The 19,727-nt window shown below is 37.6% G+C and carries 15 protein-coding genes and 5 tRNA genes; 19 read left to right on the forward strand and 1 reads right to left on the reverse strand.

Annotated elements, in window-relative coordinates:
• Window positions 1–48 precede the first annotated feature (48 nt).
• The 18 genes from rpsU to ABJ955_RS09505 all read left to right on the forward strand — a co-directional run bounded on the left by rpsU (window position 49) and on the right by ABJ955_RS09505 (window position 15,640).
• Complete coding sequence (gene rpsU, locus ABJ955_RS09420; protein WP_068761365.1) at window positions 49–243, forward strand: 30S ribosomal protein S21; 195 nt, start codon at window positions 49–51, stop codon at window positions 241–243.
• 126 nt (window positions 244–369) lie between these two features.
• Window positions 370–1,254 carry a tyrosine-type recombinase/integrase gene (locus ABJ955_RS09425; protein WP_347374324.1) on the forward strand — a complete coding sequence of 295 codons (885 nt, stop codon included), beginning with the start codon at window positions 370–372 and terminating at the stop codon, window positions 1,252–1,254.
• Window positions 1,255–1,318: 64 nt separating this feature from the next.
• Entirely contained in the window at window positions 1,319–1,621 is a 303-nt protein-coding gene (gene raiA, locus ABJ955_RS09430) for a ribosome-associated translation inhibitor RaiA (protein ID WP_347374325.1), read from the forward strand.
• Between the two features lie 113 nt (window positions 1,622–1,734).
• Window positions 1,735–1,808 (forward strand) — tRNA-Thr (locus tag ABJ955_RS09435).
• 52 nt (window positions 1,809–1,860) lie between these two features.
• Window positions 1,861–1,942 (forward strand) — tRNA-Tyr (locus tag ABJ955_RS09440).
• 204 nt (window positions 1,943–2,146) lie between these two features.
• A tRNA-Gly gene (locus ABJ955_RS09445) sits at window positions 2,147–2,219 on the forward strand.
• Between the two features lie 191 nt (window positions 2,220–2,410).
• A tRNA-Thr gene (locus ABJ955_RS09450) sits at window positions 2,411–2,482 on the forward strand.
• Window positions 2,483–2,538: 56 nt separating this feature from the next.
• Window positions 2,539–3,726 (forward strand): elongation factor Tu, encoded by a 1,188-nt coding sequence (gene tuf, locus ABJ955_RS09455; RefSeq protein WP_347374326.1) that lies wholly within the window; start codon window positions 2,539–2,541, stop codon window positions 3,724–3,726.
• A gap of 106 nt (window positions 3,727–3,832) precedes the next feature.
• Window positions 3,833–3,905 (forward strand) — tRNA-Trp (locus ABJ955_RS09460).
• A gap of 74 nt (window positions 3,906–3,979) precedes the next feature.
• Window positions 3,980–4,168: a preprotein translocase subunit SecE gene (secE, locus tag ABJ955_RS09465; protein WP_347374327.1), complete on the forward strand. Its 189-nt coding sequence runs from the start codon at window positions 3,980–3,982 to the stop codon at window positions 4,166–4,168.
• A gap of 3 nt (window positions 4,169–4,171) precedes the next feature.
• Window positions 4,172–4,726 (forward strand): transcription termination/antitermination protein NusG, encoded by a 555-nt coding sequence (gene nusG, locus ABJ955_RS09470; RefSeq protein WP_347374328.1) that lies wholly within the window; start codon window positions 4,172–4,174, stop codon window positions 4,724–4,726.
• 64 nt (window positions 4,727–4,790) lie between these two features.
• Window positions 4,791–5,228 carry a 50S ribosomal protein L11 gene (gene rplK, locus ABJ955_RS09475; RefSeq protein ID WP_347374329.1) on the forward strand — a complete coding sequence of 146 codons (438 nt, stop codon included), beginning with the start codon at window positions 4,791–4,793 and terminating at the stop codon, window positions 5,226–5,228.
• A gap of 21 nt (window positions 5,229–5,249) precedes the next feature.
• Window positions 5,250–5,948 carry a 50S ribosomal protein L1 gene (rplA, locus tag ABJ955_RS09480; RefSeq protein WP_347374330.1) on the forward strand — a complete coding sequence of 233 codons (699 nt, stop codon included), beginning with the start codon at window positions 5,250–5,252 and terminating at the stop codon, window positions 5,946–5,948.
• A gap of 12 nt (window positions 5,949–5,960) precedes the next feature.
• Window positions 5,961–6,482, forward strand: a complete 522-nt coding sequence (gene rplJ / locus ABJ955_RS09485; RefSeq protein ID WP_347374331.1) for a 50S ribosomal protein L10 — start codon at window positions 5,961–5,963, stop codon at window positions 6,480–6,482.
• A gap of 57 nt (window positions 6,483–6,539) precedes the next feature.
• Window positions 6,540–6,914 (forward strand): 50S ribosomal protein L7/L12, encoded by a 375-nt coding sequence (rplL, locus tag ABJ955_RS09490; RefSeq protein WP_347374332.1) that lies wholly within the window; start codon window positions 6,540–6,542, stop codon window positions 6,912–6,914.
• 137 nt (window positions 6,915–7,051) lie between these two features.
• Window positions 7,052–10,864: a DNA-directed RNA polymerase subunit beta gene (gene rpoB / locus ABJ955_RS09495; protein WP_347374333.1), complete on the forward strand. Its 3,813-nt coding sequence runs from the start codon at window positions 7,052–7,054 to the stop codon at window positions 10,862–10,864.
• A 74-nt stretch (window positions 10,865–10,938) separates the two neighbouring features.
• The gene (gene rpoC, locus ABJ955_RS09500; RefSeq protein ID WP_347374387.1) at window positions 10,939–15,237 is read left to right on the forward strand and encodes a DNA-directed RNA polymerase subunit beta'; all 4,299 of its coding nucleotides are present in this window, start codon (window positions 10,939–10,941) and stop codon (window positions 15,235–15,237) included.
• An 82-nt stretch (window positions 15,238–15,319) separates the two neighbouring features.
• Complete coding sequence (locus ABJ955_RS09505; protein ID WP_347374334.1) at window positions 15,320–15,640, forward strand: DUF3467 domain-containing protein; 321 nt, start codon at window positions 15,320–15,322, stop codon at window positions 15,638–15,640.
• A 126-nt stretch (window positions 15,641–15,766) separates the two neighbouring features.
• On the opposite strand, the gene ABJ955_RS09510 is transcribed toward ABJ955_RS09505, so the two are convergent.
• On the reverse strand, window positions 15,767–17,368 hold the full coding sequence (locus tag ABJ955_RS09510) for a peptide chain release factor 3 (RefSeq protein ID WP_347374335.1): 1,602 nt from the start codon (window positions 17,366–17,368) through the stop codon (window positions 15,767–15,769).
• A 467-nt stretch (window positions 17,369–17,835) separates the two neighbouring features.
• Here ABJ955_RS09510 and ABJ955_RS09515 point away from each other — a divergent pair.
• The coding region (locus ABJ955_RS09515; RefSeq protein WP_347374336.1) for a choice-of-anchor L domain-containing protein at window positions 17,836–19,727 on the forward strand (1,892 nt) is incomplete at its 3' end.

Genomic DNA, 19,727 nt, shown 5'->3' on the forward strand with positions numbered 1-19,727 from the left:
TTAATAATTTATAATTTTGCCGTCCTAAAGAAAGGAGGTGATGACACTATGTTAATTATACCAGTTAAAGACGGAGAAAATATCGACAGAGCGCTAAAGCGTTTTAAGCGTAAGTTTGATAGAACCGGAACTATGCGCCAGCTTCGTTCCAGACAAGCTTTTACAAAGCCATCTGTTAAAAAGAGAGCGCAAATTCAAAAAGCGCAATACATACAAGGCCTTAGAGATCAGGAAGATATTTAATTATCTTTTGATTGCTAAATACACAAAATCCGTTGGAATTATTTCCAACGGATTTTTTTATTGCTATTCCTTAAACAAGCTAGTATTAATTCAGTAATTTTAGCTAACAACTAATAATCAGAAAAAATGTCCTTCCAAGCCTTTGTGGATTATCTTCAGCTAGAGCGCAAGTATTCGCCAAATACGGTGACTGCGTATTTGAAAGATTTGGAGACTTTTCAAGAATTTGCTTCAGAAGAATACCAATACGCTGAAATTGATGTTGTTAATTATTCAATAATAAGAAGTTGGATAATTTCACTTGTAGATTCTGGAATTTCTAACCGAACAGTAAATCGAAAGATTTCTTCACTTAAAACCTACTATAAATTTCTTTTAAAGATTGGGCAGATAGAAATTAATCCTTTGGCAAAGCACAAAGCACTAAAAACTTCAAAAAAGATTCAAATCCCTTTTTCTGAAAAAGAAATTGAAGGTGTAATGGAAATGCTTCAGACTGAAAATAATTTTGAAGCATTGCGAAATCGATTAATTGTAGAGTTATTTTATACTACTGGAATACGAAGGGCTGAATTAATAAACATTAAGATGGCTGATGTTTCTTTAACACAACAAACGGTTAAGGTTTTAGGGAAAAGAAACAAAGAGCGTATCATTCCATTATTGCCAGTTAGTATTAAAACGATTACTGATTATATTTTTTTTAGGAATAAGCTGGAAAATATAAAAGATAACGAAATGCTTTTTCTTACAAAAAAAGGGGTTAAAGTTTATGAAACCCTTGTCTATAGGATTATAAATTCTTACTTTAGTAAAACTTCAGAAAAGGTAAAAAAGAGTCCACATATATTGCGGCATTCTTTTGCAACACATCTTTTAAATGAAGGTGCTGATATTAATGCGGTAAAGGAGCTTTTGGGGCATTCAAGTCTTGCTTCAACACAGGTGTATACGCAAAATAGTATAGCTAAATTAAAAGAGGTGTATAAAAACGCTCACCCAAGGAATTAAAAAAAATAAAAGAAGCCTATGGCATAAAAATACATAATATATTAACTGTTTAAAATAATATAATATGAGAATAAACGTGCAAACCCCCAACTTTGCAGCTAAGGATGAGCTATTGGTATTTATTGAAAAGCGATTATCCAAACTGGAGCAGTTTTACGACAAGATAGTTTTTGCGGATGTTTTTTTAAAAGTTCAAAAAACGAGTGAAAAGGAAAATAAGATTGTAGAAGTTTTATTAAGTATTCCTGGAGATGATGTAATGGTGAAAAAAGAAGCGAAAACTTTTGAAGAAGCTATTGATGAAGTAGTTAAGACTTTAGAGCGTCAATTGAAAAAAAGAAAGCAAAAACAAAAAGCATATTTGTAGTAATATTTTTTAGAAAAAGTTTTGTAGAAAAAATATTTTTTCTACATTTGCAGTCCGTTAGAAATAGCGGACTTTTTTATGGCTGAAAAATCAGTGTTAAAAGAGGATAAAAAGCCGATGTAGCTCAGCTGGCTAGAGCAGCTGATTTGTAATCAGCAGGTCGTGGGTTCGAGTCCCTCTATCGGCTCTTTTTAAACTTTGAAATGTTCATTTAAAGCAGCAGTGTTTTAAATGGCTCCGGGGAGATACTCAAGCGGCCAACGAGGGCAGACTGTAAATCTGCTGACTACGTCTTCGCAGGTTCGAATCCTGCTCTCCCCACAATTGAGCGTAAGCTGAATGGGAATTTTTGCAGGTTCTCCCGAAGCGTCGGGACTGCTCTCCCCACAATTGAGCGTAAGCTGAATGGGAATTTTTGCAGGTTCTCCCGAAGCGTCGGGACTGCTCTCCTCACATTAAATTTCGCGGCGTCGAAATCGTTGAATTGAAATATTGAAAACCAAGATTCTGAAATAAGAATTAAAAGCGGGAGTAGCTCAGTTGGTAGAGCGTCAGCCTTCCAAGCTGAATGTCGCCGGTTCGAACCCGGTCTCCCGCTCTAATAAAGTTCATTTGAAATTGAAGCTATTGTTTAACGCAATATGTTTAATATGAGTTAAAGAGTAGGGTGAGAAGTTTATTCTGAGCAAAGTCAAAGTAGATCCGGTCTCCCACTCTATAAAAAATTTATGAGTTGCGAGGTGCGGTCTATTTATCGTAAATCTAAATATCGGCAATCGTAAATGAAAGGCCGGTGTAGCTCAGGGGTAGAGCGTTTCCTTGGTAAGGAAGAGGTCATGGGTTCAATTCCCATCATTGGCTCAAATTTGATTACAAAGATCACTAATATATATAACTAAGATTAAAATTAATACAAAATGGCAAAAGCAACATTCGATCGTTCAAAACCACACTTGAATGTAGGTACAATTGGACACGTAGATCATGGTAAAACAACTTTAACAGCTGCAATTACTAAAGTAATGGCGGATGCTGGATTTTCTGAAGCGCGTTCTTTCGATCAGATAGATAACGCACCAGAGGAAAAAGAAAGAGGTATAACAATTAACTCTTCACACGTAGAGTATCAAACAGCAAATCGTCACTACGCACACGTTGACTGTCCTGGTCACGCGGATTACGTAAAAAACATGGTTACTGGTGCTGCTCAAATGGACGGAGCTATACTTGTTGTAGCTGCAACTGATGGTCCTATGCCACAAACACGTGAGCACATCCTTCTTGGTCGCCAGGTAGGTATTCCACGTATCGTTGTATTTATGAATAAAGTAGATATGGTTGATGATGAGGAATTATTAGAATTGGTTGAGATGGAAATTCGTGACCTTCTTAGTTTCTACGAATATGATGGTGATAATGGACCTGTAATTGCTGGTTCTGCTCTTGGTGCACTTAACGGGGAGCAAAAATGGGTAGATACTGTATTGCAACTTATGGAAGCTGTTGATGCATGGATTGAAGAGCCAACTCGTGAAGTTGACAAGCCATTCTTGATGCCTATTGAAGATGTATTCTCTATTACTGGTCGTGGAACTGTTGCTACAGGTCGTATCGAAACTGGTGTAGCAAAAACTGGGGATCCTGTTGAGATCATTGGTATGGGTGCTGAAAAATTAACTTCTACAATTACTGGTATTGAAATGTTCCGTCAAATCCTTGATAGAGGTGAGGCTGGAGATAATGCTGGTATCCTTTTAAGAGGTATTGAAAAATCACAGATTTCTAGAGGTATGGTTATTACTAAGCCAGGATCTGTAACGCCACACGCTAAGTTTAAAGCTGAGGTTTATATCCTTAAGAAAGAAGAAGGTGGACGTCACACTCCATTCCACAACAACTACCGTCCACAGTTCTACGTACGTACTACTGATGTAACAGGAACAATTATGCTTCCTGATGGTGTTGAAATGGTAATGCCAGGTGATAACTTAACTATTCATGTTGAATTACTACAGTCAATTGCAATGAACGTAGGTCTTCGTTTCGCTATCCGTGAAGGTGGACGTACTGTAGGTGCAGGTCAGGTAACTGAGATTTTAGACTAATTATCATATAATTAAAAAGCTCTGGGTGTCCCGAATATAATTCGGGATACCTTAGCTTTTATAACGGGTTTAGCGTAATCTAGGTAAAGTGCTAATCCTTTCTAATACGGGTTTAGCTCAGTTGGTAGAGCACTGGTCTCCAAAACCAGGTGTCGGGAGTTCGAGTCTCTCAACCCGTGCAAAAATTGATTCTTCTGAAGTGCTTAAAGCAAGCTAAAAATTCAGAAATATCCAAACCAAATACGACGCAGAAATGGTAAACTATATTACAGAATCGTACAAAGAACTAAAAAACCATGTTACTTGGCCTACTTGGGCAGAAGCGCAGAAGCTTACCGTGATTGTTGCGGTTTTTTCTGTTTTGTTAGCCTTGGCAGTTTGGGGAGTAGATACCGTTTTTAGTAAAGTGGTAGGTGTATATTTTGATTGGATCAAGTCGTAAGCAATGACCGAAACAACAAGTGCAAAAAAGTGGTATGTAGTCCGTTCAGTAAGTGGACAGGAGAACAAGATCAAATCGTATATCGAAACAGAGATAAAACGATTAGAGCTTGAGGATTATATTGATCAGGTGCTAGTGCCTACTGAAAAAGTAATACAAATACGTAACGGGAAAAAAATTAACAAAGAGCGTGTTTATTTTCCTGGATACATAATGATACAAGCAAACTTAGGTGGTGAAATACCTCACATTATAAAATCTATTAACGGTGTTATTGGGTTTTTAGGTGAAGTAAAAGGAGGAGATCCTGTGCCACTTAGACAGTCTGAGGTAAACAGAATGTTAGGTAAGGTGGATGAGCTTTCGGTGAAAGACGATAACGTGAATATACCTTATGTAATCGGAGAGACTGTAAAAGTTATTGACGGTCCGTTTAACGGCTTTAATGGAACCGTAGAAAAAATAAATGAAGAAAAACGCAAGCTTGAAGTAATGGTGAAAATTTTCGGAAGAAAAACACCATTAGAGTTAAGTTATATGCAAGTAGAAAAAGTTTAATTGTTACGCTTAATAGGTTTTTTCAAAGGCTTCCACTTTTGAAAATCCAAACTAAAATTTAGAAATGGCAAAAGAAATCAGTAAAGTAGTTAAGTTGCAAGTTCGTGGAGGTGCTGCTAACCCATCACCACCAGTTGGACCTGCTCTTGGTGCTGCCGGTGTTAACATCATGGAGTTCTGTAAGCAATTTAATGCGAGAACTCAAGATAAGCAGGGTAAAGTATTGCCAGTAGCGATCACGGTTTATAAAGACAAATCTTTTGATTTTGTTATTAAAACCCCACCAGCTGCAGTGCAAATCCTTGAGGCTGCTAAAGCTAAAAAAGGCTCCGGTGAACCACATGCAAAAAAAGTAGCCACTATCTCTTGGGACCAAGTTAAAATGATCGCGGAAGATAAAATGCCCGATCTTAACGCATTTACCGTAGAGTCTGCTATGAAAATGGTAGCCGGTACTGCACGTTCTATGGGAATTAAAGTAAAAGGTGATGCACCTTTTTAATCTGAAAAAAGAATCTATAAAATGGCACGATTAACTAAAAAGCAAAAGGAAGCCAACTCCAAAATAGAGCCTAATAAGGCCTATTCAGTAGCTGAAGCTTCTGCTTTAATAAAAGAAATCACCAGCGTAAAGTTTGATGCTTCCGTTGACCTTGCGGTTCGCCTTAACGTGGATCCACGTAAAGCAAACCAAATGGTTAGAGGTGTTGTTACCCTTCCACACGGAACAGGTAAAGACGTAAAAGTATTAGCATTGGTAACTCCGGATAAGGAAGCTGAAGCTAAGGAAGCAGGAGCAGACTACGTAGGTCTTGATGAGTACCTCGATAAAATTAAAGGAGGATGGACAGATGTTGACGTAATTGTAACTATGCCAAGTGTAATGGGTAAATTAGGTCCTTTAGGACGTGTGTTAGGGCCTCGTGGTCTTATGCCAAACCCAAAAACTGGTACCGTAACAATGGACGTTGCTAAAGCAGTTTCAGATGTAAAAGCTGGTAAGATCGACTTTAAAGTAGACAAAACCGGGATTGTACATGCAGCAATAGGAAAAGCATCTTTCGATGCAGATAAAATTGCAGGAAACGCAAGAGAATTATTAACAACCCTCGTTAAACTTAAGCCTCAGGCTTCAAAAGGTATTTACATAAAGAGCATCTTTATGTCTAGCACTATGAGTCCAGGAGTTGAAGTGGATACAAAAAGGTTTACTGAGCAGTAAAAACTTGAAATTATGACAAGAGAAGAAAAATCACAAGTAATTGAAACGTTAACTGCGCAGTTGTCTGATAATGCCAATATCTATTTGGCAGATATTTCAGGCCTTAACGCAGGGACCACTTCCAACCTTCGCCGCGCTTGTTTCAAAGCGGGAATTCAGTTGGCAGTAGTTAAGAACACATTGCTTAAAAAAGCAATGGAGAGTTCAGATAAAGACTTTGGTGAATTAACAGAAATCCTTAAAGGAAATACTTCTTTAATGTTCTCTGAAACAGGTAATGCACCTGCCAAAGTAATTAAAGAATTCAGAAAAAAATCTGACAAGCCTCTTTTAAAAGGAGCCTATATTCAAGAGTCTATTTATATTGGTGACAATCAATTGGATAGCTTGGTTGATCTTAAGTCTAAAGATGAACTTGTTGGAGAAATCATCGGGTTATTGCAATCACCAGCTAAAAACGTTATTTCTGCACTTAAATCAAGTGGTGGAAAAATCGCAGGGATTGTTAAAACCTTATCCGAAAGAGAAGGATAAAATACATTTAGCACTAATTAATTTATATAAACACAATTATTTTTAAAAACGATAGAAATGGCAGATTTGAAAGATTTCGCAGAAAAATTGGTTAACCTAACAGTAAAAGAAGTTAATGAGTTAGCTACAATATTAAAAGACGAGTATGGTATTGAGCCTGCTGCTGCAGCTGTAGCTGTTGCTGCTGGTGGTGCTGCTGGTGGCGATGCTGCTGAAGAGCAATCAGAATTCACAGTAATGTTGAAAGCTGCTGGTGCTTCAAAACTTGCAGTAGTAAAACTAGTTAAAGAATTAACTGGTGCTGGTCTTAAAGAAGCAAAAGAAATGGTTGATAGTGCTCCTTCTCCAATAAAAGAAGGTGTATCTAAAGATGAAGCGGAAGCTTTAAAAGCACAACTAGAAGAAGCTGGAGCTGAGGTTGAGCTTAAGTAAGCTCCTTACGTTCCAAACCTTAAGGTTTAGGTCTTCCGAATTTACTTCGGAAAGACCTAAACCATTTTGCGTATATAATGGTTAATACCTTTTTTATACGTTTTTCATTATTATTTTAATTAAAATTCCGTCCATAGATGTCAGCAACGCAAACTGAAAGATTGAATTTTTCCTCTGTAAAAAATAAGCCGGATTATCCCGACTTTTTGGACATTCAGATTAAATCCTTTCAGGATTTTTTCCAGTTGGAAACCAAATCAGAAGAAAGAGGCCAAGAAGGATTGTATAAAACCTTTTTGGAAAATTTCCCGATTACCGATACCCGTAACCAATTCGTTTTAGAGTTTTTAGACTATTTCGTAGATCCACCAAGATACTCCATTCAAGAGTGTATAGAGCGTGGTCTTACCTATAGCGTGCCTCTTAAAGCGCGGTTAAAACTGTACTGTACAGACGCAGAACATGAAGATTTTGAAACCATCGTACAGGATGTTTACCTAGGTACAATCCCTTATATGACTCCAAGCGGAACTTTCTGCATCAACGGAGCCGAACGTGTTGTTGTATCGCAACTTCACCGTTCTCCTGGTGTATTCTTTGGCCAGTCATTCCACGCAAATGGAACAAAACTTTATTCTGCACGTGTAATTCCTTTTAAGGGTTCATGGATAGAATTTGCTACAGATATCAACAGTGTAATGTATGCTTACATAGACCGTAAGAAAAAATTACCTGTAACCACACTTTTCCGTGCCATTGGTTTTGAAAGAGATAAGGATATTCTTGAAATATTTGACCTTGCGGAAGAAGTGAAAGCTTCAAAAACAGGACTAAAAAAATATATTGGCCGTAAGCTAGCTGCTCGTGTACTTAAAACTTGGCATGAAGATTTTGTAGATGAAGATACAGGGGAAGTAGTTTCTATTGAGCGTAATGAAATTATTTTAGACCGTGATACGGTTCTTGAAAAAGAACACATCGATGAAATAATCGATTCAGGTACAAAAACAATTCTTTTGCATAAAGAAGATAATCTTTTAGCAGATTATGCTATTATCCACAATACATTGCAAAAAGATCCTACCAACTCTGAAAAAGAAGCGGTAGAACATATATACAGACAACTTCGTAACGCTGAACCGCCAGATGAAGAAACTGCTCGTGGAATTATCCATAAACTTTTCTTTAGCGATCAAAGATATAATCTTGGGGAAGTTGGACGTTATAGAATGAACAAAAAACTAGGTCTTGATATTGCTATGGATAAGCAAGTGCTTACCAAAGAAGATATCATTACTATCGTTAAATATTTAATAGAGCTTATTAACTCTAAAGCTGAGATTGATGATATTGATCACCTTAGTAACCGTCGTGTACGTACTGTAGGAGAGCAATTATCACAACAGTTTGGAGTTGGGCTTGCACGTATGGCGCGCACCATTCGCGAGCGTATGAATGTTCGTGACAATGAGGTGTTTACCCCTATAGATTTGATTAACGCAAAGACCTTGTCTTCTGTTATTAATTCATTCTTTGGGACCAACCAGCTTTCACAGTTTATGGATCAAACCAACCCGTTGGCAGAGATTACGCACAAGCGTCGTCTATCTGCACTTGGGCCAGGGGGTCTTTCTCGTGAAAGAGCAGGTTTCGAGGTGCGTGATGTGCACTATACGCATTACGGAAGATTATGTCCTATTGAAACTCCAGAAGGACCAAACATTGGTCTTATCTCTTCACTTGCGGTTTATGCAAAAGTGAACAATCTTGGTTTTATAGAGACACCTTACCGTAAAGTTACGGATGGTAAAATCGATTTGAAGCACAAACCAGTTTATCTTTCTGCTGAAGAAGAGGAAGATCAACATATTGCGCAAGCAAACATACCATTAACAGATAAAGGTGAAATTGATACCGATAAAGTAATTGCCCGTATGGAAGGCGATTTCCCGTTGGTAGATCCAACTGTATTGAACTATGCTGATGTTGCGCCAAACCAGATTGCATCTATTTCTGCCTCGTTGATTCCTTTCTTGGAGCATGATGATGCAAACCGAGCATTGATGGGCTCAAACATGATGCGCCAGGCAGTGCCATTATTAATTGCAGATTCTCCAATTGTAGGAACAGGTCTTGAAAGACAAGTTGCTTCAGATAGCCGGGTATTGATTAATGCTGAAGGTGATGGTGTGGTAGAATATGTTGACGCAAATGAAATTACAATCAAATACGACCGTACTGAAAACGAACGTATGGTGAGTTTTGATTCAGATGAAAAAACATACCAATTAGTAAAATTTAGAAAAACCAACCAAAGTACTTCTATTAACTTGAAGCCAATTGTTCGCAAAGGAGATAGAGTGAAAAAAGGACAAGTACTTTGCCAAGGATATGCAACTGAAAAAGGAGAACTTGCCCTAGGAAGAAACATGAAGGTAGCCTTCATGCCTTGGAAAGGTTACAACTTTGAGGATGCAATTGTAATTTCTGAAAAAGTAGTTCGTGAAGATATTTTTACATCGATACATATAGATGAGTATTCTTTGGAAGTTCGCGATACCAAATTAGGTAATGAAGAATTGACCAACGATATTCCAAACGTTTCAGAAGAGGCTACAAAAGACTTAGATGAAGCTGGGATGATTCGTATTGGTGCCGAGGTTAAACCTGGCGATATCCTTATCGGGAAAATTACTCCAAAAGGAGAAAGCGATCCTACGCCGGAAGAAAAACTGTTACGTGCTATTTTTGGTGACAAAGCAGGCGATGTAAAAGATGCTTCACTTAAAGCTTCCCCGTCTTTGCACGGTGTGGTAATAGAGAAGAAATTATTTGCTCGTGCCGTTAAAGATAAGCGTAAGCGTGCGAAGGATAAAGAAGACATCGCAGAACTTGAAGCAAAATACGAAGCAAAATTTGTTGCACTTCAAGATGTATTGGTTGAAAAACTTTTTGCCATTGTAGGTGGAAAAACGGCACAAGGTGTAAACAATGACCTTGGTGAAGTTGTATTCCCTAAAGGTAAAAAATTCACTTTAAAGATGCTTCACGCTGTAGACGATTACACCCACTTAACAGGTGGTACTTGGACTACAGATGATGAAACCAACGTCTTGGTAGCAGATTTAATGCACAATTATAAAATTAAAGAAAACGACCTTCAAGGTAATTTACGTAGGGAGAAATTTACCATCTCTGTTGGAGATGAGCTTCCTTCTGGTATTTTAAAACTTGCTAAAGTTTACATCGCTAAAAAGCGTAAACTGAAAGTAGGGGATAAGATGGCGGGACGTCACGGTAACAAAGGTATTGTTGCGCGTATAGTACGTGAAGAAGATATGCCATTCCTTGAAGATGGAACACCAGTAGATATCGTGCTAAACCCACTTGGGGTACCATCACGTATGAACATTGGGCAGATTTATGAAACGGTTCTTGGATGGGCAGGACAAAAATTAGGTCGCAAATACGCTACTCCTATTTTTGACGGTGCAACCATAGACCAGATTAATGAATTAACGGATGAGGCTGGAATTCCAAGATTTGGGCACACTTATCTATTTGATGGTGGTACTGGAAAGCGTTTTGATCAACCTGCAACTGTAGGTATTATCTATATGCTTAAACTAGGGCACATGGTAGACGATAAGATGCACGCTCGTTCTATAGGACCTTACTCGCTTATTACGCAACAACCGCTTGGTGGTAAAGCACAATTTGGGGGTCAGCGTTTTGGAGAGATGGAAGTATGGGCCTTGGAAGCATACGGTGCGTCTAGTACCCTTAGAGAAATATTGACTGTTAAATCTGATGATGTTATTGGAAGGGCTAAAACCTACGAGGCAATCGTAAAAGGGGAAACCATGCCAGAACCAGGATTACCAGAATCTTTCAACGTACTTATGCACGAATTGAAAGGATTGGGTCTAGATATTAGATTAGAAGAATAGCCGAAAGGTAGTTCAGTAGGTGCGCGATTTATTGCGCACCTACAAAACAACAACAAAGTTTATTTTAAATCATGATGAACAGAAATAAAGAAAACACAGTACAGAAATTCGACAAGATTTCTATTGGTTTGGCTTCCCCTGAATCCATTTTGGCGGAATCACGTGGTGAAGTATTAAAGCCCGAAACAATCAACTACCGTACGCACAAACCTGAGCGTGACGGTCTTTTCTGTGAGCGCATTTTTGGTCCAGTAAAGGATTATGAGTGTGCCTGTGGTAAATATAAAAGAATTCGCTACAAAGGTATTGTTTGTGACCGTTGTGGTGTGGAAGTAACAGAGAAAAAAGTACGTCGTGACCGTGTGGGGCATATCAACTTGGTAGTTCCTGTGGCGCATATATGGTATTTCCGTAGCCTTCCAAACAAAATTGGTTACCTTCTTGGACTGCCTTCTAAGAAATTAGATATGATTATTTACTACGAGCGTTATGTAGTAATTCAACCAGGTATTGCGCAGTATGAGGGTGGAGAAGCTGTTAAAAAATTAGACTTCCTTACTGAAGAAGAATATTTGGCAATTCTAGATACCCTTCCACAAGAGAATCAATATTTGGAAGAAACAGATCCAAATAAATTTATTGCTAAGATGGGAGCAGAGTGCTTAATCGATCTTTTACAAAGAATCGATTTAGATACGTTGTCTTACAATCTTCGTCATAAAGCAAATAACGAAACTTCTAAACAACGTAAAACTGAAGCTTTAAAACGTCTTCAAGTTGTAGAGGCTCTTCGAGATGCAAATAAAAACCGCGAGAACAAAGCCGAGTGGATGATTATGAAGGTTGTTCCGGTTATACCACCAGAATTACGTCCGTTGGTGCCGCTTGATGGGGGCCGTTTCGCAACTTCAGATTTAAATGATTTATACCGTCGTGTAATTATTCGTAATAACCGTTTGAAGCGATTGATGGAGATTAAAGCTCCAGAAGTAATTCTTCGTAACGAAAAACGTATGCTTCAGGAATCGGTAGATTCATTGTTTGATAATACACGTAAATCTTCCGCAGTAAAAACGGATAGCAACCGTCCGTTGAAATCACTTTCAGATTCCTTGAAAGGAAAACAAGGGCGTTTCCGTCAAAACTTACTTGGTAAGCGTGTGGATTATTCAGCACGTTCGGTAATTGTTGTTGGACCAGAATTGAAATTATTCGAATGCGGTATTCCAAAAGATATGGCTGCCGAGCTGTACAAGCCTTTCGTAATCCGTAAATTGATTGAAAGAGGAATTGTAAAAACTGTAAAATCTGCAAAGAAAATTATAGATAAAAAAGAGCCTGTAGTTTGGGATATTCTTGAAAACGTACTGAAAGGACACCCGGTTATGCTTAACCGCGCTCCTACGCTTCACCGTTTGGGAATCCAAGCATTTCAGCCTAAGTTAATTGAAGGGAAAGCAATCCAGTTACACCCATTAGTGTGTACCGCATTTAACGCGGATTTTGATGGGGATCAGATGGCGGTTCACCTTCCTCTTGGCCCAGAAGCAATTTTGGAATGTCAACTCTTGATGCTTGCTTCACATAACATATTAAACCCTGCAAACGGTTCGCCAGTTGCAGTACCATCTCAGGATATGGTTTTGGGTCTTTACTATATGACCAAACTTAGAAAATCTACTGCAGATGTTAAAGTGAAAGGGGAAGGACTTACTTTTTATTCAGCCGAAGAAGCTATTATTGCCTACAATGAAGGAATGGTAGATTTGAATGCAGAAATAAAAATTAGAACTAAAGATTTCAATGATCAAGGTGAATTGGTAATGCAGATCATCACCACTACTTTAGGTAGAGTAATCTTTAACGAAAAAGTTCCTGAAGCTGCTGGATATATTAATGAAGTATTGACTAAAAAGTCACTTCGTGATATTATCGGTGGAATTTTGAAAGTAACTTCTGTACCCGTTACTTCAGCTTTCCTTGATGAGATTAAAACGCTAGGTTATAAATTCGCATTTGAAGGTGGATTGTCTTTCAGCCTTGGAGATATTATTATCCCAGCTGAAAAACAAACTATGATTGATAGCGCCAATACGCAAGTAGATGGTATTATCAACAGTTACAACATGGGACTTATTACAAACAACGAACGTTACAACCAGGTAATTGATATTTGGACTGCAACCAACGCAGAACTTACGGAACTTTCTATGAAACGTATTCGTGAAGATCAGCAAGGGTTCAACTCTGTGTATATGATGCTTGATTCTGGTGCGAGGGGTTCTAAGGAACAAATCCGTCAGCTTACAGGTATGCGTGGATTGATGGCAAAACCTAAAAAATCAAACTCAGGTGGAGGTGAAATTATTGAAAACCCAATTCTTTCTAACTTTAAGGAAGGTCTTTCAATTCTTGAATACTTTATCTCTACCCACGGTGCACGTAAAGGTCTTGCGGATACCGCTCTTAAAACTGCGGATGCTGGATACCTAACACGTCGTTTGGTGGATGTTTCACAAGATGTTATAATTAATATTGAAGACTGTTACACACTTCGTGGAATTGAAGTTTCGGCTTTAAAGAAAAACGAAGAAATTGTTGAGTCACTTCGCGATAGAATTGTGGGACGTACTGCTCTTAATGATGTAGTAAACCCGCTAACTAAAGAATTACTTGTAGCTTCTGGCGAACACATTTACGAAGAAATAGCAGATGCTATTGCTGCCTCTCCTTTAGAAAGCGTAGAAGTTCGTTCTGCACTTACATGTGAAGCTAAAAAAGGAATCTGTTCGCAATGTTACGGACGTAACCTTGCTACCAATAAAATGGTTCAGCGTGGTGAAGCTGTTGGTGTTGTTGCGGCTCAGTCAATTGGGGAACCAGGAACCCAGCTTACCCTTCGTACATTCCACGTGGGAGGTATTGCAGGTAACATTTCTGAAGAAAACAAATTGGTTGTTAAGTTTGATGGGAAAGCAGAGATCGAAGATCTTAAAACCGTTAAAGGAGAAGACAATCAAGGAAAATCAGTTGATATTGTTATTTCTCGTACTTCTGAAATTAAACTTACCGATAAGAAAACTGGAATTGTACTAAGTACTAACAACATTCCTTACGGTTCTACACTGTATGTAAAAGATGGTGATAGCTTAAGCGCTGGTGATGTAGTATGTTCTTGGGATCCATATAACGGTGTTATTATTTCAGAATTTGCTGGAAAAATTAAATACGAAAACATTGTTCAAGGTATGACCTATCAGGTTGAAATCGATGAACAAACTGGTTTCCAAGAAAAAGTAATTTCTGAATCAAGAGATAAAAAACGTATTCCAACCCTTCAAATTTTAGGGAAGAAAGACGAAGTTATCCGTAGCTATAACCTACCTGTTGGGGCTCACTTAATGGTGGACGATGGCGACAAAATTAAGATTGGTAAAGTACTTGTGAAAATTCCACGTAAATCTGCAAAAGCAGGTGATATTACGGGAGGTCTTCCACGTGTTACCGAACTTTTTGAAGCGCGTAACCCTTCAAACCCAGCTGTAGTTAGTGAAATTGACGGGGTCGTTTCTTTCGGAAAAATAAAACGTGGTAACCGTGAAATTATCGTAGAGTCTAAACTAGGCGAATTGAAAAAGTACTTGGTTAAACTTAGTAACCAGATTCTTGTTCAAGAAAACGATTATGTTCGCGCAGGTATGCCGCTTTCTGATGGTTCTATTACGCCAGAAGACATCCTTCGTATTAAAGGCCCTTCAGCAGTACAACAGTATCTTGTGAATGAAGTTCAGGAGGTTTATCGTCTGCAAGGGGTGAAGATTAACGACAAGCACTTTGAGGTTGTTGTGCGTCAAATGATGCGTAAGGTGAGAATTCAAGATCCAGGAGATACTACTTTCCTTGAAGATCAATTAGCTCATAAAGATGATTTTATTGAAGAAAATGATAAAATCTTCGGAATGAAGGTTGTTACAAATGCAGGGGATTCTGAGAACTTAAAAGAGGGTCAGATTCTTACGCCACGTACACTTCGTGATGAGAACTCTTTATTGAGAAGAAATGATAAAGTACTTGCAGAAGCCCGCGATGCGGTTCCTGCAACGGCTACTCCGGTACTTCAGGGTATCACGAGAGCTTCGTTACAGACCAAATCGTTCATCTCTGCGGCTTCCTTCCAGGAAACCACTAAAGTATTAAACGAAGCTGCTGTTGCAGGTAAAGTTGATACCTTAGAAGGCTTGAAAGAGAATGTAATTGTAGGACATAAAATACCAGCCGGTACCGGTATGCGTAGATATGACACTATAATTGTAGGCTCAAAACAAGAGCTTGAAGAAATGAATCGTGTAAAGCAAGAAGTAAATTATAATTAATTTTTAAAAGAGGTGCATTTCTAAGATGCACCTCTTTTTTTTTAGACTGAATTTTTAGTATACTAATCTCTCAAATCTAACTATGGCAGATCAAAAAAAAGAACAACCCAAACAAGGACAGATTAATATTGAATTGGATGAGAATGTGGCACAAGGCATATATAGCAATCTAGCTATTATTAACCATTCTGTATCTGAATTTGTTGTGGATTTTGTTACCATTATGCCTGGAGTTCCAAAAAGTAAAGTGAAATCTAGAATAATTCTTACCCCACAACATGCTAAAAGATTTCTAAAAGCTTTAAGTGATAATGTGAACAGATTTGAAAATGCACATGGTGAAATTAAAGATTATGAGCAGCCACCGATTCCTTTAAATTTTGGCCCAACAGGAGAAGCATAATAAATTATAATTTTTGTTTATTTAAAAACACACCAACAATAGTTTTTGTTGATTTGCTTGAAATCCCCGCTTGTTTTAAGGGTGGTTTAAGATGTTTTAATTTGTTTTGTGAGTAGTTTTATTCTTTTAAGAATTAACAGTCTTAAATTCGCTTACAAAATGAAATTTAATATTTGCGTATTTAGATTGCGTCATTTGAAGTGTAAAAGATGAATCTGCAAAAAATACTAGCTGGCCTCTTTTATCCTTCGCTAAAAATTTAGACTTAACTCTTTTAAAGTCTGCAAATTCTTCACTTTTCGGATCTTTTGCTTCTACCCAGCAAGCTTTAAAAACATTTAGATTTTCATAACTGCATTTTGCGCCATACTCGTGTTCTAGTCTATATTGTATTACTTCAAATTGAAGTGCGCCAACGGTTCCAATTACTTTTCTACCGTTAAGTTCTAGAGTAAAAAGCTGGGCAACACCTTCATCCATTAATTGATCGATTCCTTTTTCAAGTTGTTTGCTCTTCATTGGGTCGGCATTATTAATATATTTAAAGTGTTCTGGTGAAAAACTTGGAATGCCTTTGTAGCGCATTTCTTCACCTTCGGTTAGGGTGTCGCCAATTTTAAAGTTTCCGGTGTCGTGAAGACCAACAATATCCCCTGGGTACGAAATATCTACAATTTGTTTCTTTTCAGCAAAGAATGCATTGGGGCTACTGAACTTTAATTTTTTACCATTGCGAACGTGAAGATAGGGTGAATTTCGTTCAAAAGTACCAGATACTATTTTCACAAAAGCCAGGCGATCCCGGTGTTTTGGGTCCATGTTTGCATGAATTTTAAAAACAAATCCAGAAAATTCTTTTTCATCTGGTTTCACCAAGCGTGTATCACTTTCTTTTGGGCGTGGGGTAGGTGCTATTTCAACGAAGCAATCTAACAATTCGCGTACTCCAAAATTATTTAAAGCGGACCCAAAAAATACAGGCTGAAGTTCTCCTTCTAAATATTCCTCATTACTAAAGTCAGGATAAACCTCATATACAAGTTCTAGTTCTTCTCGAAGAGTTTCAGCAGCTTTTGTGCCAATCAACTCTTCAAGTTCAGGATTGCTTACATCTTCTATTTTAATGGTTTCTTCTATGTTTTTACGGCTATCACCGCTAAAAAGGTTAACATTTTTTTCCCAAATATTATAGATCCCCTTAAAATCATACCCCATTCCGATAGGGAAACTTAGAGGCGTAACACGAAGTTTTAATTTTTGTTCAATTTCATCAAGAAGCTCAAATGCATCTTTACCTTCTCGATCCATTTTATTTATAAAAACAATCATAGGGATATTTCGCATACGGCAAACTTCAACAAGTTTCTCAGTTTGTTCCTCCACCCCTTTTGCCACATCAATTACCACAATTACACTGTCTACGGCTGTAAGAGTTCTAAATGTATCTTCTGCAAAATCTTTGTGTCCTGGTGTATCGAGAATATTGATTTTTATTCCTTCATATTCAAAAGCCAAAACAGAAGTAGCGACAGAGATTCCACGTTGCCGCTCAATCTCCATAAAATCACTGGTAGCGCCTTTTTTTATTTTATTACTTTTTACAGCGCCTGCTTCTTGAATAGCGCCCCCAAAAAGGAGTAATTTTTCGGTTAAGGTTGTTTTACCGGCATCAGGGTGACTGATAATTCCAAATGTTCTTCGGCGCTTTATTTCTTTTATTAATGACATTTCTATTGTTTATATGAAGCAGCAAAGATAAAGTTTGTTATTGGAGTAATAAACTCAAGATGTGTTTAAAAGTTATAATAATCTGTATTTCGATTTTCGAAAAACCTTTAAATAATAGCTCGATTAAAATAAGTTTATCCTTATATAAAATATCAACTTTTGTTAATTATTAGGGATATAAATAAAAGTAATTTTAGTTAAAGGCTTGGTTTTTTTCTTACTCTTTATGTATTTAAAATCCTCATATACATCGAATATACGTACTAACACGTATATCTTTTTCTTACAATAAGCAGTTCTTTTTTATCCAATTAATGTCGTTTGCCGAGTATTTTTTACAGTTCAACTAATACTTGTTTATTCCTAATTCCTTGACACTTTTTCCACTGTATATTTGAAAATTAATTGAAGAGAAATATTCAATTATTGTATTGAAAAAAAGATTGGTATTAATAAAATTATAACTTATGTTTAAAATATTTACTAAATTATTTACTTCTGATAAGAGGTTTTTAATAGGTCTCATTTTGATTTTTGCTTTTAGTTTCGGTTACGGACAACAGACTGAAAAAGTAAGGGTTGGAAATAGTCCTGAAAAAAGTAAAAATGAAGGTTTATTTTTTAAAGGTCCAGGAGGTGCAGGTAGTATTTTAGTACCGAATGATGATGCGACATATGGATCTACACCAAAAATACTCGTTGAGAATATTTTGGCGGCTTCTTGTATGACGATAGGAGATGTTAGGTTTGGATATTATAGTAGAAGTAGTGGTAATTGGAATAATCAATTTGGTAGCTCAACCTTAGATCGTCAATTAGGGTACTTTAATGATGGAAGTGCTCAAAATTTTCCAATAGAAGAAGGGTTGCTGCTGTCTACAGGTAAAATTAAAAATGCTATGGGGCCGAGCTCTTCAGGAAGTTATTCCGATCAAATGAATAGTTTGGCAAGTGATCCTGATTTAGCGCTTATTACTGGTCGTAATATGTATGATGCCGCAGTTCTTGAAATTAATTTCACACCAGTTGGAACGAAAATTGAGTTTCAATTTGTTTTTGCTTCCGAAGAATATTTAGAATATTGTGGGACACAATATGAAGATATTTTTGGCTTCTTTTTAAGTGGCCCTGGTATTGCTGGCGGGCAGGGTTATCAGCACAATGCTGTTAATTTAGCTAAATTACCTAATGGTAGTCCAATTACTATTAATACAATTCACCCTTATGTTGCTTCAAATGTTAATGGTAATCCAGTAGCAGCACAAAACCCAGCTTACTACGCTAATAATAATATAAATGTTTCAACTGAATTTGATGGCGGGACTGTTGTATTAACAGCTGTTTATAACGGCCTTGTGTCTGGATCAGAATACAAAATGAAAATGGCTATTGCGGATGCATCTGATCAAAGATGGGATGCAGGAGTTTTTTTAAAAGCTAAAAGTTTTACTTCAAATGCATTAGTTGTTACGAATCCTACCCCTGTTTGTTTTGGGGCAACCGTTGATATTACAGCCCCTGCAATTACAACAGGAAGTACTCTCCCAGGGCCATATACTTATTGGATAGATGAGAATGCTACAGTGCCTTTTGCTACTCCAACTGTGGCTACGGCTGGAACATATTATATTAAAGCAGCCGATACTAATAGTGGTTGTGAAGTTATTCAGCCAGTTACGGTTACCGTATATGATAAACCTCTAGTAGACAATCCTTCAGATGTTACTGTCTGCGATAGCTATACATTGCCAGGGCTTACTAATGGTTCTTATTACGCTAATTCAGGAGGTCAAAATCCAATATCAGTCGGAACAGTCATTACTTCTACTCAGACTATATATGTATACGCAGAGACTGGAACAATTCCAAACTGTACATCTGAAAATAGCTTTTTAGTAACGATAAACACAGCACCAATAGTTGATGCTGGAACGTACGGACCACTTTGTGATAATGTAAATGCGATTACTTTAACGGGAACTCCAACCAACTCAAACGGAAGTTGGAGTGGAACTGGAATCACCGACAATGGAGATGGAACGGCAAGTTTTAATCCTACAGGCTTGAGTGGTTCAATAACTGTTACTTACGATTATACAGACGGAAACAGCTGTTCAAACAGTGACACCGCAACTATAGAAGTAAACACAGCACCTACAGTTGATGCTGGAACGTACGGACCACTTTGTAATAATGTGAGTGCGATTGCTTTAACAGGAACTCCAACCAACTCAAACGGAAGTTGGAGTGGAACAGGAATCACCGACAATGGAGATGGAACAGCAAGTTTTAATCCTACAGGCTTGAGTGGTTCAATAACTGTTACTTACGATTATACAGACGGAAACAGCTGTTCAAA

Source organism: Aequorivita sp. Q41, from assembly GCF_039831855.1.
GTDB lineage: Bacteria > Bacteroidota > Bacteroidia > Flavobacteriales > Flavobacteriaceae > Aequorivita.